Genomic DNA, 15,842 nt, shown 5'->3' with positions numbered 1-15,842 from the left:
CTCTTCGTCGGCAGCGTCAGATGTGTATAAGAGACAGATTATAAATAATTCTCGTAAATGTGCCGAACCTATACTGAAAAATCAAGAAGTTGTAATATACGCTCATGAGTGCAATAAGAATTCAAAACATCATTTTGAGTTGATTGCAGATTGTTTAATAATTCTTATTGCTAATAAAGCTGCAATATTATATACGACTGATTTGCAATCGTCAGATCAAGCTTTGCTTGAGATGTTACGAAAGTTCTTGCAAAAAAATTCCTCAATAACAGTATTGCATGATTATAAAAAGCATTTGGGATTGCTAAAATCGCTAAAATTATTCGATTCGAATAATTCATTTGGCACTCCACTTCTTGATACTCGATTGGCATCATATTTATTGGAGCCTGATTTTCGAGCTGAAACGTTAGAAAATATGGCTGAACATTATTTAGATATTCAGTCAGATGAAGATAATTTGGGTGAAAATGAAGCTAAGCAGGGTGAGCTTGATCTTCTTATTGACGATGGAATGCCAGCTAGTGAAGAAGAAACTAATGAAAAGCAAACTCAAGCGTGTGAAGCTAAATTCTTAAGAACTACGCTTCTTATTCGTCTTTTGGCTCTTCATTTTGCTTCAACACTTGATGATAGAAAACAAACTGGTTTGATGACTGATTTGGAAATGCCTATTTCGCGAGTTTTGCGTGGCATGGAAGACGTCGGTGCTGCAGTTGATATGCAACGTTTAAGTGGTATGCTTAAGCAATTTTCTGCAGATGCTGAGTTTGCGCAAAATATGGCTTGGAAAGTTGCAGGTAGTTCTGTTAATTTACAAAGCCCTAAGCAGCTGCAGCAAATACTTTTTGAGCATTTTGGTCTTAAACCTACTCGTCGCACAAAGAATGGCTCGTACACGACTAATGCCGAAGCTTTGCAAGCTATGTACGTTAAACTCGATCCCGAAGAACCTGCAAGTCAATTCTTGGGTGCTTTACTTAAACATCGCGAAACTAATAAATTGAAACAGATTGTGCAAAGTTTAATTGATGCAGCTCATTATGACGATAGGCGCATCCATACAACTTTTGAGCAGACTATTGCAGCAACTGGACGTTTAAGTTCTGCTGATCCTAATCTTCAAAATATTCCTAATAGGAATGCTGCTGGTCGTGAAATTCGTGCTGCTTTTATTCCAGGAGAAGAATTTGAATATTTAATGAGTTGTGATTATTCACAAGTTGAGCTTCGTATTATGGCCCATGCATCTCATGATAAAACTCTTATTGAAGCATTCCGTTCCGGCGTAGATTTTCATAAATATGTTGCTAGCTTAGTTTATAAGATTCCTGTTGAACAAGTAACGCCGGATCAACGTTCTCACGTAAAAGCTATGAGCTATGGATTGGCATATGGATTGAGTACTTATGGGCTGGCAAAACAACTTTCTATTAGTCCGGCTGAAGCTGAAATGTTAAAAAATAAGTATTTTGATACTTTTGGCAATGTTCATGACTATTTGGAATCTCTTGTGTCGAAGGCAAAAGAACTTGGGTACACAGAAACTATGTTTGGTCGACGTAGGTATTTCCCGCAACTTTCTTCCAATAATCGTGCATCTCGTGAAGCTGCTGAGCGCGGAGCTCTTAATGCTCCAATACAAGGTACTGCAGCAGATATTATGAAACTTGCTATGCTTCGTGTTGATTTGGGATTGCGTGAAGCAAAAGTGCGCAGCCGCGTAATATTGCAAATACATGATGAATTGATTCTGGAAATTTCACATGGTGAGCAAGCGCAGGTAGAAAATATTGTGCGTAAAGCTATGGAAAATGCTGTGCATTTAGACGTTCCTCTTAATGTTTCTACTGGAGTTGGTGTAGATTGGCAACTAGCAGCGCATTAGCACTGCTTAAAGGTAGAAGAAATGATTAGATTAAGCAAAGTAATTGAAGCTATAGAAACATTGTACCCATTAAGCTTTGCTGAAGAGTGGGATGAGCCTGGTCTTATTGTTGGAGACTTGAATTCCCAAATTCAGCGAATCGTATGTGTTAGTGATCCTACGATTAGCGCAGTTGATCGAGCGTTATCAATGGGTGCAAACCTATTAGTGACTCATCATCCGCTATTTTTCAAAGCTGTGCATGGAGTTTCAAACGAAACTGTTCGTGGCGAAATTGTACAGCGCTTAATTAGTAATAATTGTGCGCTATGGGTTGGTCACACTAATGCGGATGTCGCGTGGCGCGGAGTTGCTCATGCTGCGGCAGAGTATTTTGGTCTTCATAATTTGCGCCCAATTGTTGTTTCTAAACAGATTGATTCTGCTGGACGTAACATTGGCTTAGGCAGAATTGGTGTTTTGGATGTGCCAATATCATTGCGTGATTTTGCGCAAAATGTTTTTAACGTTCTTCCTCATACAAAAGTTGGTGTTCAAGTTGCTGGAAATCTTGATGCGAAAGTTAGTACAGTAGCTGTTTTGCCTGGTTCTGGGGAAAGCTTGTTAGATGAAGTTCGCAAGGAAAAAGTTGACGTATATGTTACAAGCGATTTGCGTCATCATCCTGCACTTGATGCAATTGAGCGAGCTAAATATGAATCGAAACTGCGTCTTTCTTCTGGTGAAGATTACATTCAACACACATATCCTATGATTATTAACACTTCTCATAGTGCTATTGAATCATTGTGGTTTACTTATGCGATTAATGATATTGCTGATTGCATAGAAGAAATGTATGGAGAGCGTCCAGAAGTTGCTTGGTTAGGTGAAGCTTGCGATCCATGGAATTACGTTATTAATTGAGGCTTTCATTTAAATTCAATCTTTTTTTAAATAACGTCAACATGACGTGAAAACTACTCGAATATATGAGATACTTATATTATGCATATACGACCAGGTTCCATGTATCCGCTTGGCGCAAACTATGATGGCGCTGGCGTGAATTTTGCGCTGTTTTCCGAAGTTGCTAAGCGCGTTGAATTATGTTTATTTGATGAGCATGATAACGAAACACGTATTGATATGACTGAGCAGAACTCATACGTGTGGCATAACTATGTTTCAGGCATACAGCCTGGTCAGCGTTATGGTTATCGTGTTCACGGACCTTATGATCCTTCTCATGGTTTATGGTGTAATCCTCATAAGTTGTTGCTTGACCCATATGCCAAGGCGATTGAAGGAAATATAGACGGTGATGAGAGTCTTTTCTCGTATTGGTTTGATAATCCAGATGATATTTCAGCAATGAATACTTTAGATTCTGCGGATCATACGATGAAGGCTGCAGTTATTAATCCGTATTTTGATTGGGGTAATGATCAGCACCCTATGATTCCGTATCATGATTCCGTTATTTACGAAGCTCATGTTCGTGGAATGACTAATCTTGATAAACGTGTTCCTCCAGATATTAGAGGCACTTATGCTGGACTTGCACATCCAAGCGTTATTTCTTATTTAAGGAAGCTTGGTGTTACTGCAATAGAATTGATGCCTATTCATCAGTTTGTAAACGATTCTTTCTTGCAAAATAAAGGATTAAGTAACTACTGGGGATACAACACTATTGGTTTCTTCGCTCCTCAAAATTCTTACTCCAGTTCTGGTCAGCGCGGAGAGCAAGTTAACGAATTTAAATCAATGGTTAAGGCATATCATGCTGCAGGTATGGAAGTTATTCTAGACGTGGTTTACAATCACACTGCTGAAGGCAATGATCGTGGTCCTACTTTGAGTTTCCGTGGTATTGATAATCGCGCATATTATCGCCTTGTAGATAATGACCAGCGTCATTATTTTGATACTACCGGTACTGGTAATTCCTTACTTATGCGTTCTCCAAAAGCATTGCGGTTAATCACAGATAGTTTGCGTTATTGGGTAACTGAAATGCATGTTGATGGCTTCCGTTTCGATTTAGCAGCAACTCTTGCGCGTCAGTTCCAAGAAGTAGATAAACTTTCTGCATTCTTTGACATTATTGAGCAGGATCCTATTATTTCAAGTGTAAAACTTATCGCTGAGCCTTGGGATATTGGTGTTGGTGGATATCAAGTTGGTGGATTCCCTCCAAGTTGGTCCGAATGGAATGGAAGATATCGCGATTGTGTCCGCGACTTTTGGCGTTCGCAACCATCTACATTACCTGAATTTGCCAGTAGACTTATGGGTAGCTCAGATTTATATGAGCAAAATGGACGAAAGCCTGTAGCTTCCGTGAACTTTATTACAGCTCACGATGGCTTCACTATGAACGATTTAGTTAGCTATAACGAAAAACATAATGAAGCTAATAAGGAAGGCAATTGCGATGGTGCGAACGACAATCGTTCGTGGAATTGCGGTGTTGAAGGACCTACTAATATTCACGATGTTAATGAATTGCGTGAACGTCAAATACGTAATTTGTTCTCAACTCTTTTGATGAGCCAGGGCATTCCTATGATATGCGCTGGTGATGAAGTCATGCGCACGCAGAATGGTAATAACAATGCTTATTGCCAAGATAACGCTATTTCGTGGATAAGTTGGGATTATAACGAAACTCAACGAGATATGTTCGATTTCGTTTCCAAGCTTATTCACTTGCGATTAAAGCACCCTGTGTTGCATCGTCGTCGTTTCTTTACGGGTCGTTCTGCTGGAGATGATGTAAGCGATATTCCACAAGTTGAATGGCTTGACCATAATGGTACTGTTATGGATATGGAGGACTGGTCAAATACTCATGCTTTATCTGTGATGATTTATTTGAATGGTTCGGATATTCCAGAAACTGACTGGTATGGAACGAGAATGGTTGATAATGACTTTATTCTTATTTTTAATGCGCATTATGAACCTATTACTTTTACTTTGCCAGATAAACGTTATGGTGAGAAGTGGAAGTTGATTGTGGACACATATAATCCAAAGGGTCCAGAATTGTTATATGAGGCAGGATTTAATATTGTTGCACAATCTCGTAGTTTCTTGCTTCTTATGAGTGAGCATAAACCAGAACATTAAATATTATGTTTTGTTTGTAAAGAATTTCGTGACTTGTAAAAAACTAAAAGCAGCGCAGAAATTTAAGTTTCTACGCTGCTTTTGTTAGTTTAATTTATCTTTTTGTTCTTATTCTATTTGTGCTTTTGAGCTTCTATTTAATACTAAAGCTTGATTTATTTTTGATTGAAGACGATCGCTTTGCATAGCCGCAACTTGTCGTGAAAATACAATAATCCATCCAAGAAACAGCAGACACGATAATGCTTCAACATTTGTAAGAGTATTATTTCCATGTATCCACTGATTTCCTGCCCACGCAGTAAGAATAACCGCTAAATCGGAAGCAATATAGAATGTGCGAGAAAGCTTAGGCGCAAGCCATGGAAGACATACAAGCATTGTGCAAATTAATCCTGTTACTCCTCGAGCACACAAATCATGTAAGAAAGGATGTGGTGTGTATCTAAAAGTTCCTATTCCAATAAACGATATTCCTCCAAGAATCAGCAAAGCTGCCATAACAGTTGTGCGCATCTTGAAGTATTTAATTAGTTTTTGGCTATTGTGTTGCAGCATTTCATGCTGCGTTGCAACGAATTCAGTAATAGCAAAGTAGCTCGTTATAATAATGCAAATTCCTGACAAAACAAGTGTTGCATTAAACATACTAGCTGCAAATGTTGTGCGGTCTCCAAGTTGAGAGAAATTATTGTTATACCAGTACGGATCATCTGTCGTAAGACCTGCAGTTGCAGCTCCAGAAATAACGAATAATGGCAGGAGAGAAGCCACTGTTTTAGCTTCGAGAAGCTCAGCTTGAATAAGAGTTGCGTATCCAACAATTCCAGATAATGCTGAGCATAATACTGGTAAATAACTGTTCATTGCTGCTCTGCCAATAATACTATTAATAATAGATAGCAAAGCAAAAGACATAAGAAACATTGTCGCGCCGTAAATCGTAGAAAGTGCTGTTATTTCAAACGCATGCTTAGCTACTCGAATTAAGTGATGGCTGATAACTTTTTTATTTGTACGCAAGTATCCAACAATAAAAGCGCCTACGCTGCACAAAGACACAATAGTTGAAGCTGTAAGGAATAGTCGCTGACTAATTTGCCAAAACGCTGGCATTGTTACTATATACATTCTCATAATAATCATTCCACAAGCTGCGCAAACTATGAATGATATTAAGCCCATTGCCTCTGTTCGCTGGAAGCGTCCCATACTTAGCCCCTTTTTCTTCAAACTAATTCTATTGTATCGTTTGGTAGCTAGTAATGAGTTTTGCTAGTTGAATTTTGTAATGAAGAAAAAATTTTCATAATACGTGTGTCGTAATTTGCATTTGTCTGCAAAGTGCGCTATTGTAATTGATTGTGCTTGGAACTGGTAATCAGTTCAAAAGTCTCGGGGTGTAGCGCAGTTTGGTAGCGCGCCTGCTTTGGGAGCAGGATGTCGCAGGTTCGAATCCTGTCACCCCGACTTTTTATATCTAATGAAATATGCGTATTTTTGCTTTTTTATTCTTATTTAGCAGTACATGTTAATCGATAGTATTCATAGTATGAGTGATATTAACGATATTGCAGATTGCACTACTCCTTGGAAAGCACCGTATGCTAATCATCAATTAAAAGCTTATATTGAGGTTCCTGGCAGTAAATCTTTGTCGAATCGTTATTTAATTTTGGCAGCTTTGGGCACAAAATCAGTAGTTTTACAAGGATTATTGCGCTCGCGCGACACGGATCTTATGATTAACGCTTTATCTACATTTGGCGTTAGATGTGAGTCATTAAATGAAGATGGAACTAAGCTTCGTGTAATTCCTCCAGAAGACGGAGTTTTTAGGGTTTCAGATAATGCTGAAGTGTATTGCGGTTTAGCTGGAACTGTAATGCGTTTCGTTGCAGCATTAGCTTTATTTGCAAATAAAGCTGTGCGATTTGATGGCGATAAGCAAGCTTATGCTCGTCCTATGAAGCCAGTTCTTGACGGTTTAGAGCAGCTTGGTGCTCGCGTAAAATATCACGAAGAAGAGGGTTTTTTACCTTTTACTATTACGCCACCTTCAGTCGAATTTAAAATAAATAATTTTTCTGAAAAAATCGTGCAAATTGATTCTTCTTCATCATCACAATTTATTTCTGCGCTGCTTCTGATTGGTTCACGTATTCCTGGTGGATTAGAGCTTAAACATATTGGTGACACATTGCCAAGTATGCCACATATTCGCATGACTATGGACGATATTTGCAAAGCGGGTGGGTCTGTAAATATGACTAGCAACGCAATGTGGCATGTTAAAGAGAGTAAAATAAATCTAGCTAACGTTGTTACTATAGAGCCTGATCTTTCTAATGCTGCGCCATTTTTAGGAGCATCATTGATTGCTGGAGGAAGTGTCAGTATGCCTAATTGGCCGTTTTCTTCAACTCAACCTGGAGGATTGCTTCCTGGAATATTAGAAAAAATGTGTGCAAAAGTTAATTTTGAAAAAACAGGTGATGATGCTGGAATAATGCATGTGGAAAGCGATAGTGCGATTAAAGCAATTCCATATCTTGATTTGAGTGCAGCAGGGGAGATTGCTCCTAGTATTGCAGCTATTCTCGCTTTTGCGGACGGTCCAAGTGAACTTCATGGTATCGCGCATTTGAGAGGGCATGAAACGAATCGTTTGCAAGCGTTAGTTAATGAATTGAATCGAGTTGGGATTGGCGCTAAAGAGCTCGAAGATGGAATTCGTATTGAGCCAAGTAATCATATGCATGGGGAAGTAATGGAAACTTATGCGGATCACAGAATGGCAACTTTTGCTGCAATGCTTGGATTGCGCATAGAAAATATGAGAATCAAAAATATTTCTACTACTCGCAAAACGATTCCTGATTTTCCAGGCATGTGGCATAAAATGCTTGAATAACAAATAATCCCGAGCCTTTTTGACCCGGGATTATTTATATCTATTTATTTGTTTGTTCTACGCAGTTAAGCGCAAACAATTTAGTGCTTGAACTTGTTGCCGTAGCTATCTTCGCCAGCTTCAGCAATAGCTGCAGCCTTGCGTGCGATAGCCAACTCTTCGTTCGTTGGAATTACAGCAATAATCACAGAGCTGTCTGGAGTGGAAATAACGCGTGGCTCCTTAGAACGAACCAAATTCTTTTCCTTATCGAGCTTAACGCCGAATGGCTCAAGCTTTTCGCATACGCGAGCGCGCACGATTTCGTCGTTTTCGCCAACACCAGCTGTGAAGGTAATGACGTCAACGCCGCCCATTTGAGCAGTGTAGTTGCCAATGTATCCAACAATGCGGTGCACGTATACGCCGAGAGCGAGCTTAGCGTTTTCATCGCCTTCTGCGATGAGCTTGTGAATATCACGCAAATCGCCGTGACCAGTCATGCCCATCATGCCGGAACGCTTGTTGAAGAGAGTGTCAAGTTCGTCCACGTTCATGTGAGCGTTGCGAATGAGGTGGAAGACTACAGCTGGATCAATATCGCCAGTGCGACCGCCCATCATTAAGCCTTCGAGTGGGGTTAAGCCCATAGAGGTTTCAACTGGCTTGCCAGAAATCTGAGCAGAAGCAGAAGCACCGTTACCAATGTGCAAAACAATCTGCTTCAAACCTTCTGCAGGCTTACCTACAACGCTTGGAACAACAGAGCCAATGTATTCGTGAGAAGTGCCGTGAGCACCGTAACGACGAATATGATAGCGGTCTGCAATTTCCTTATTCAAAGCATAGGTTGCTGCAACCTGTGGCAAAGCATGGAAGAAGGAAGAATCGAATACCATAATCTGCGGAACGTCTGGTAAAAGTTCAGTCATGACTTCAGCGCCAACAGCTTCTGGGCCGTTGTGAAGTGGAGCCAAAACTGCCAAATCCTTAACCTTATTGATTGTCTTTTCATTGACTAATGCAGGCTTAGGGAATGTTAAGCCACCCTGAACAACGCGGTGACCGACAGCAACAATGCCAGACTCTGAAAGCTTTGGACCATATTCTTCGAAGAATCCAAGTACGCGTTTTAAGCCCTGCTCGTGGTCGTGAACTGGCTCATCGAACTCATGCTTTTCGCCATTGAATACGTGCTTGTAGTGTCCGTCAACTGGCTCGCCAATCTTCTCAACGATGCCGGAAGCGATACCTTCACCGCTTTCTAAGTCAACGAGCTGATACTTAATCGAACTGGAACCAGAATTGATAACAAGAACGGTTTTTGCCATGTGGGCATCCTCCATAAGTATTGATAAGGCTTGTAAATTGCCACGCTCTAGTTTAGCGTTAAGTTCCTACAAACTTAAAGATATTGAGTGCAATGCAATACCTAAAAATCGTGTATACACTGTGGTGCTGTTTTAGGAGCTTTATTATGTTTATTCTGATTGTGCTTCTAACGCGGTTAAAGCAACGGTATTAATAATATCTTGTACTAAAGCTCCTCTAGACAAATCATTTACAGGCTTATTTAATCCTTGCAAAATTGGACCAACAGCCAGTGCTCCGCTAGAGCGTTGCACGGCTTTATAAGCGATATTTCCTGCGCATAAATCAGGGAATACAAATACATTCACATGACCAGCAATACTATTATTTTTTGCTTTTGCTGCAGCAACTGTAGGAGACCATGCTGCATCAAACTGTATAGATCCAACAATTGCTAAATCAGGTGCTTTTTCTTTCGCAATGCGTGTTGCTTCCTCTACAGTATCAACATCTGGCCCTTTTCCTGAACCAAGCGTTGAATAGGATAGCATTCCAACTTTAGGGTTGAGTCCGAAAGTCTCAGCAGTGTGTGCAGACTGAATAGCAATATCAGCAAGCTGTTCTGCACTAGGATTTGGGTTGATTGCACAATCTGCAAATACAGATACGTGATCTTTGAAGCACATAAGAAATGCTCCAGAAACCAGCTTAGAACCAGGCTTAGTTTTGATAACTTGAAGAGCAGGACGTACAGTGTTAGCGGTTGAATTAACTGAACCAGAAACAAGACCGTCTGCTTGACCTAGTACTACTAGCATGGTGCCGAAGTAGCTTGCATCTGTTAATTGTTCACGCGCTTGCTTTTCTGTCATTCCTTTCTTTGCTCTTAATTCGCAAAGTTTTGTAATCATATGGCTTAGCATTGCTTCATCGTGCATAGATTGGAAACTAGCTTTGCAAAGAGAATTGAGATTTAGTTCTTCTGCTCGAGCAAGAATAGATTCGCGTTCTCCAATGATAATTAGATTTACAATATCACGTTCTAGCAAATAGTTTGCTGCTTTAAGAATACGATCTTCTTCTCCTTCCGGAAGAACTATAGTTTTCTTATTTTCTTTTGCTTTCCCTAATAAACTGTATTGGAAAGCATAAGGTGTAGTTGGAACTTTAAATGGTTGGTGGAGAGCATTAAGAACATCATTTTCTCGAACGCAATTTACGAATGTTTCTAATGAAGAATTTTTAGTTTCTTCATCTATTGGTGGCAAAACCCATAATGGAGTTTGGCTTACTCGGGATGCTTCGTCGTTTGAGTTTGCATAATTCCTAGAGCTATAGTCACGCATTAACTCAGCTCCAAGTTCTGGATCGCAGTTTGTAACAAATACTCCTAAAACTTGTGTGCATGATTTAAGAACGCAAGCATTTGCAGAATCTATAGTTTGTAAAATTTGTTGTGAGTTTCTGCCTTGAGCTGAAACTGTGAGAAAAACAGGTGATGCCAAGTCAGCTGCAACAGTTGCGTCGAAAGAAAACAGTTCTGGATCATATGCTGGGTTTGCGTCACTAGAAACAATAATAGAAGCTTGAGCAGAGGTGGATTGCAATAATTCGTTATAGCGCGCAACGATATCTCCTCGCACTGTGTCTTTATTTGTTCTAACTATTTCTGGAGTTGTTGCAATAACTTGCTCTAATTTCGTTGAAGTATTTGCGATACCCAAAAGTTGTTTAGTAAAAGTGTCATTTGGTTGAGCGCATGGACGAAAAACAGTAGTGCTGTAGTTATTAGACAGAATATGTGTTATTCCGAATGCAACAGCATTTCTGCCGTACATATCTTCGTTGCCGATAATTGTTACATTAATACGCGACACGATGCGTTCTCCTTTGATACTTCGTGTTACTGCTAGGTTTATATTGTTAATGTAAGTTTTGCATTTTGCAATATAAACAAACTTTTTCTATTGTACGGCTTATCTATGTTGTACACGCACAAAATAGTAATTATAAATGTAATTTATTTTGCATATAACTAGTTTTATTGCATTGTTTGTTTTAATACACAAAACGGGAGCCAATCTTTCGATTGACTCCCGAAATGTTTTAGCTAACCAGTTTTAACTTTATCAGCTTAAAACTACTCGTTATCGCCTGCGGTTGCAGCGGTAGCGGTGACAGCGCCTGGCTTGTCGGTCTTAACGCCTGGCCATACCCAATCGGTGTAGTCTGGGTGATCAAGACCCTTGTCGACTGCATACTGGAAGGCTTCGAGACGGAAGTCCTCGAGCTTCTTGATTTCGTCGGCATACTTAGCGGCGTCAACCATGCGCAATGCTTCAGCGGTAAGCTCGTAACGATCCATGTCGTTCACACGAACCATATCGTATGGTGTTGTGGTGGAGCCCTGCTCCTTGTAGCCATGAACGTTGAAGTTATCGTGGTTTGGACGATCATAAATCAAGCCGCGAACGTCATGTGCATAGGAGTGATAAGCGAAGAGGACTGGCTTGTCAGCAGTGAAGAGCTCAGTGAACTCTTCGTCAGTCAAAGCTTCGTTGTTTTCCTTAGCGGACTGCAACTTGAGCAAGTCAACAACGTTAACAACCTTGAACTTAACGCCAAGCTTGTTCAACTTGTCGGCAGCTGCCATCAATTCCTGCTGTGGAACATCGCCAACACCAGCGAGAACAACCTGAACTTCGTCATTGTTCTTAGCGTTGGAAGCCCACTTCCACTCAGCAGCACCCTTCTCGAGCTCTTCGCGAGCTTCGTCGAGAGTCAACCAAGTAGCAGCTGGCTGCTTACCAGCGAAGATAGCATTAATCATGTTGGTGGACTTGTAAGCCTTTTCAGCAACAGCAAGCAACATGTTGGAATCTACTGGGAAGTAAATGCCGATTACGTGATCGTTGTTGAAGGTCTTGTTCAAGAGCACGGAGGTTACGCCTGGATCCTGGTGCGAGAAGCCGTTGTGATCCTGACGCCATACGTGAGAGGACACCAACAAGTTCACAGAGGAGATTGGCTTACGCCATGGGATCTCACGAACGGTAGCCTCAAGCCACTTTGCGTGCTGGTTCAACATGGAGTCGATAACGTGTACGAAGGACTCGTAGGAGCTCCAGATGCCGTGACGACCGGTGAGCAAGTAACCTTCGAGGAAGCCTTCCATCTGATGCTCGGAAAGCTGCTCGGTGACCTGACCGGTAACAGCCATGTGCTCATCGACTAAGCCGGAGAGATAGCCAGCATCCCACTGCTTGTTGGTTACTTCGTAAGCAGCCTGCAAACGGTTGGAAGCAGTCTCATCTGGTCCGAAGATACGGAAGGAATCTGGGTTGTTTTTGATGATGTCACGAGTGTAAACACCAAGACGACGGGTAGCTTCGAGCTGACCCCAGCCGTGACCGAATTCCTTAACTTCCTTGACTTCGTAATCTTCAAGCTTTGGAAGCTTCAAGTCTTCACGAATACGACCACCATTGGCGTTTGGATTTTCGCCAATACGGAGTTCGCCCTTTGGCATGAAGGAAAGAACGTCTTCCTTAACAGCACCCTTTTCATCGAAGAGCTCTTCAGGCTTGTAGGACTTCATCCAGTTCTTCAAAACCTCGAAGTGAGCTTCGGTATCGCGAGCAGATGCCAGTGGCACCTGGTGTGCACGCCAAGAACCTTCGGTCTTCTTGCCATCGATGAACTTCGGGCAGGTCCAACCCTTTGGAGTGCGGAAGATAATCATTGGGTAGTAAGGACGAGTTACATCGTTAGTTTGAGCCTCAGCCTTAATATCGCAAATTTCATCGAAGATAGTTTCGAACATGTCAGCGAAGCGACGGTGGATGGACATATGATCCTCATCGTCGAAGCCAGCAACGAACTCGTATGGTTCGTAACCCATGCCATGGAAGAACTCATGAAGCTCTTCATCGGAAATACGGGAAAGAATTGTTGGGTTAGCGATCTTATAGCCATTCAAGTGCAGGATTGGAAGCACGATACCATCGGTACGTGGGTTCACAAGCTTGTTGGACTGCCAACCGGTAGCCAAAGGACCGGTCTCAGCTTCACCATCGCCAACGATTGCTGGAACGAACAAGCTTGGGTTGTTCATAACAGCGCCGTAAGCGTGGGAGAGTGCATAACCAAGCTCGCCACCTTCGTGGATGGAGCCTGGGGTTTCAGGAGCGAAGTGAGAAGGAATACCGCCTGGGTAAGAGAACTGGCGGAAGAACTTCTGCAAACCAGCTTCGTCCTTTGTAATCTTTGGATAGTACTCAGTGTAAGTACCGTCGAGGTAGGACTGAGCAGTACCAGCTGGGCCGCCGTGGCCTGGACCCATGATAATCACGGTATTCTGCTGGTGGTCAGCAATGAAACGGTTGATGTGGCCAATAAGGAAGTTAAGACCTGGAGTGGTGCCCCAGTGGCCCACCAGACGATGCTTAACATCTTCGCGAGTGAACGGCTCCTTCATTAGAGGGTTGCTGCGAAGATAAATTTGGCCAATTGCAAGATAGTTGGCAACGCGCCAGTACTTGTCTACGCCTTCGATAGCTGCCTCGGAAACTGGAGCGTTGAGCTTCTTCCAAGGTGTGCCAATAACAGGACTCGTCATGTGTACTCCTGTACTCAAGCACTTTTCAGTGCAATTTGATCATTACCATTTGGTTATAGAGACTGGAAAACAAATGTATTACAGCTCTTTTTCCATCCGTTTCAGTATAGTGCCAGCGTCTGACTTTTGTTCGTTTGGTTACTTCTTCGTGCATTTGTGTTGAAAAAATGTGTGATTATGTGCGTAAAAAATGAGCCATTTGTATAGATTATGTTATATTTAATGTTCATTTTATACTTTATAGTTAAGCGTTTCGCACAAAAATCTGTCAACGTTATTTTGCAGTGTTAGACTGTACGTGTAACTTTTGTGTTTAATTTTCGGCGTTTTGTAATTACGTAACGTCGCAAAGTTTCACTATTATAAGTTGAATCGTATTAGAACTTATATATAAGGAGAATCATGGCAAAAGGACCAGTGCTTGTCGTTGATTTTGGCGCTCAATACGCTCAGCTTATTGCTCGTCGAGTGCGCGAAGCAAATGTGTATTCAGAACTTGTTCCTCACTCTATGCCAGTTGACGAAATGCTTGCTAAGGATCCTCAAGCTATTATTCTTTCAGGTGGTCCTGCTTCTGTTTATGAACCAGGTGCTCCTGACATTGATCCAAAGATTTTTGAAGCAGGTGTACCGGTTCTTGGTATTTGCTATGGCTTCCAGGTAATGGCTCATGAGCTTGGTGGCGATGTCGATAAAGCTGCACTTGGTGAGTATGGCAAGACTGCTGCAACTATTGATGATTCTGAAGGTTTACTTTCCGGATCTCCATCTGCGCAGAATACTTGGATGAGTCACGGTGTTGCTGTTAAGCGTGCTCCAGAAGGTTTTACGGTCTTGGCTCACACAGAAGGTGCTCCAGTTGCAGCAATGCAAGACGAAAGTCGCAAACTTTACGGTGTGCAATGGCATCCAGAAGTTAAACACACTCCATTGGGTCAGGAACTTATATCTACATTCTTACATAAGTGTGCAGGATTAGATAATAATTGGAATCCTTCTAACATTATTGAAGATCAGGTTGCTAAGATTCGCGCAGAAGTTGGGAATGCACAAGTTATTTGTGGTCTTTCTGGTGGCGTAGATTCTGCTGTTGCTGCAGCATTGGTGCATAAAGCAATTGGCAATCAGCTTACTTGCGTTTTTGTTGACCACGGTTTGCTTCGTAAAGGCGAAGTTGAGCAGGTTAAGCATGATTTTGTTGAAGCAACAGGCATTAAACTTATTGCAGTTGATGCAGAAGATGACTTTTTGAACGCACTTAAAGGCGTGAGTGAGCCGGAGCGCAAGCGCAAGATTATTGGCGAAAAGTTTATACGCACTTTTGAAAAAGCTCAGCGTCAAGTTATTGAAGAAGCTGGTAAAACTGGAGCTGAAGTTAAGTTCCTTGTGCAAGGCACACTTTACCCGGATGTAGTTGAGTCCGGTGGTGGTGATGGTGCTGCAAATATCAAATCTCATCACAATGTTGGAGGTTTGCCAAAAGATTTGAAGTTTAAGCTTATTGAACCTTTGCGTACTTTGTTTAAGGATGAAGTTCGTGCTATTGGAACTGAGCTTGGACTTCCAGATGAAATTGTTTGGCGTCAGCCATTCCCGGGTCCTGGTTTAGGTATTCGTATTGTGGGTGAGATTACACGCGAACGCTTAGCTGTTCTTCGTGAAGCAGATGCTATTGCGCGCGAAGAGCTCTCTAAAGCTGGATTGGATCGCGATATTTGGCAATGCCCAGTTGTTTTGCTTGCTGATGTTCATTCTGTTGGTGTTCAGGGTGATGAGCGCACATATGGTTCTCCAATTGTTTTGCGTCCTGTGAGCTCTGAGGATGCCATGACAGCTGATTGGTCTCGTGTGCCTTACGATGTATTGGCAAATATTTCTACTCGAATCACGAATGAATGTCGTCAAATTAATCGTGTAGTGCTTGATGTAACTTCTAAGCCGCCTGCCACGATTGAGTGGGAGTGACCGTCAAAGTAAATATGTAATCTGTAACGATTATTTAAGTCTTCTTAAAT

Annotated in this window: 8 protein-coding genes and 1 tRNA gene; 5 read left to right on the top strand and 4 right to left on the bottom strand. The window is 41.7% G+C overall.

Going from position 1 to position 15,842, the window contains the following annotated elements:
• The first annotated feature begins 1,909 nt into the window (after positions 1 to 1,909).
• Entirely contained in the window at positions 1,910 to 2,794 is an 885-nt protein-coding gene (locus A5295_RS01530) for a Nif3-like dinuclear metal center hexameric protein (RefSeq protein WP_004106979.1), read from the top strand.
• Positions 2,795 to 2,875: 81 nt separating this feature from the next.
• Positions 2,876 to 5,005 carry a glycogen debranching protein GlgX gene (glgX, locus tag A5295_RS01525; protein WP_064621526.1) on the top strand — a complete coding sequence of 710 codons (2,130 nt, stop codon included), beginning with the start codon at positions 2,876 to 2,878 and terminating at the stop codon, positions 5,003 to 5,005.
• Between the two features lie 108 nt (positions 5,006 to 5,113).
• Here the strand turns inward: glgX and A5295_RS01520 are convergent, their stop codons facing one another.
• Positions 5,114 to 6,217, bottom strand: coding sequence for a hypothetical protein (locus A5295_RS01520; RefSeq protein WP_064621525.1), 1,104 nt, complete (start codon positions 6,215 to 6,217; stop codon positions 5,114 to 5,116).
• Positions 6,218 to 6,401: 184 nt separating this feature from the next.
• Between A5295_RS01520 and A5295_RS01515 the strand changes: the two genes are divergently transcribed.
• Together A5295_RS01515 and aroA are read left to right on the top strand one after the other, a co-directional pair.
• Positions 6,402 to 6,475: transfer RNA gene (locus tag A5295_RS01515), tRNA-Pro, on the top strand.
• 82 nt (positions 6,476 to 6,557) lie between these two features.
• Complete coding sequence (aroA, locus tag A5295_RS01510) at positions 6,558 to 7,919, top strand: 3-phosphoshikimate 1-carboxyvinyltransferase (protein ID WP_064621524.1); 1,362 nt, start codon at positions 6,558 to 6,560, stop codon at positions 7,917 to 7,919.
• Positions 7,920 to 7,999: 80 nt separating this feature from the next.
• On the opposite strand, the gene A5295_RS01505 is transcribed toward aroA, so the two are convergent.
• From A5295_RS01505 to A5295_RS01495, 3 genes are all read right to left on the bottom strand, one after another.
• Positions 8,000 to 9,229 (bottom strand): acetate/propionate family kinase, encoded by a 1,230-nt coding sequence (locus A5295_RS01505; protein ID WP_064621523.1) that lies wholly within the window; start codon positions 9,227 to 9,229, stop codon positions 8,000 to 8,002.
• A 150-nt stretch (positions 9,230 to 9,379) separates the two neighbouring features.
• Positions 9,380 to 11,086, bottom strand: a complete 1,707-nt coding sequence (gene pta / locus A5295_RS01500; RefSeq protein ID WP_064621522.1) for a phosphate acetyltransferase — start codon at positions 11,084 to 11,086, stop codon at positions 9,380 to 9,382.
• 263 nt (positions 11,087 to 11,349) lie between these two features.
• Entirely contained in the window at positions 11,350 to 13,827 is a 2,478-nt protein-coding gene (locus A5295_RS01495; protein WP_004111342.1) for a phosphoketolase, read from the bottom strand.
• A gap of 402 nt (positions 13,828 to 14,229) precedes the next feature.
• Here A5295_RS01495 and guaA point away from each other — a divergent pair, with 402 nt between their 5' ends.
• Positions 14,230 to 15,792 (top strand): glutamine-hydrolyzing GMP synthase, encoded by a 1,563-nt coding sequence (guaA, locus tag A5295_RS01490; RefSeq protein ID WP_064621521.1) that lies wholly within the window; start codon positions 14,230 to 14,232, stop codon positions 15,790 to 15,792.
• The last annotated feature ends 50 nt before the right edge of the window (positions 15,793 to 15,842 follow it).

It is taken from the genome of Gardnerella sp. 26-12 (assembly GCF_001660745.1).
GTDB classification, from domain to species: domain Bacteria; phylum Actinomycetota; class Actinomycetes; order Actinomycetales; family Bifidobacteriaceae; genus Bifidobacterium; species Bifidobacterium swidsinskii.
This window is presented reverse-complemented; position numbering and strand designations above follow the sequence as displayed.

Bases quoted from the DNA above. Each gene is read 5' to 3' on its own strand.
- A5295_RS01530 (WP_004106979.1), top strand. From the start codon at position 1,910: ATGATTAGATTAAGCAAAGTAATTGAAGCTATAGAAACATTGTACCCA.
- glgX (WP_064621526.1), top strand. From the start codon at position 2,876: ATGCATATACGACCAGGTTCCATGTATCCGCTTGGCGCAAACTATGAT.
- A5295_RS01520 (WP_064621525.1), bottom strand. From the start codon at position 6,217: ATGGGACGCTTCCAGCGAACAGAGGCAATGGGCTTAATATCATTCATA.
- aroA (WP_064621524.1), top strand. From the start codon at position 6,558: ATGAGTGATATTAACGATATTGCAGATTGCACTACTCCTTGGAAAGCA.
- A5295_RS01505 (WP_064621523.1), bottom strand. From the start codon at position 9,229: ATGGCAAAAACCGTTCTTGTTATCAATTCTGGTTCCAGTTCGATTAAG.
- A5295_RS01495 (WP_004111342.1), bottom strand. From the start codon at position 13,827: ATGACGAGTCCTGTTATTGGCACACCTTGGAAGAAGCTCAACGCTCCA.
- guaA (WP_064621521.1), top strand. From the start codon at position 14,230: ATGGCAAAAGGACCAGTGCTTGTCGTTGATTTTGGCGCTCAATACGCT.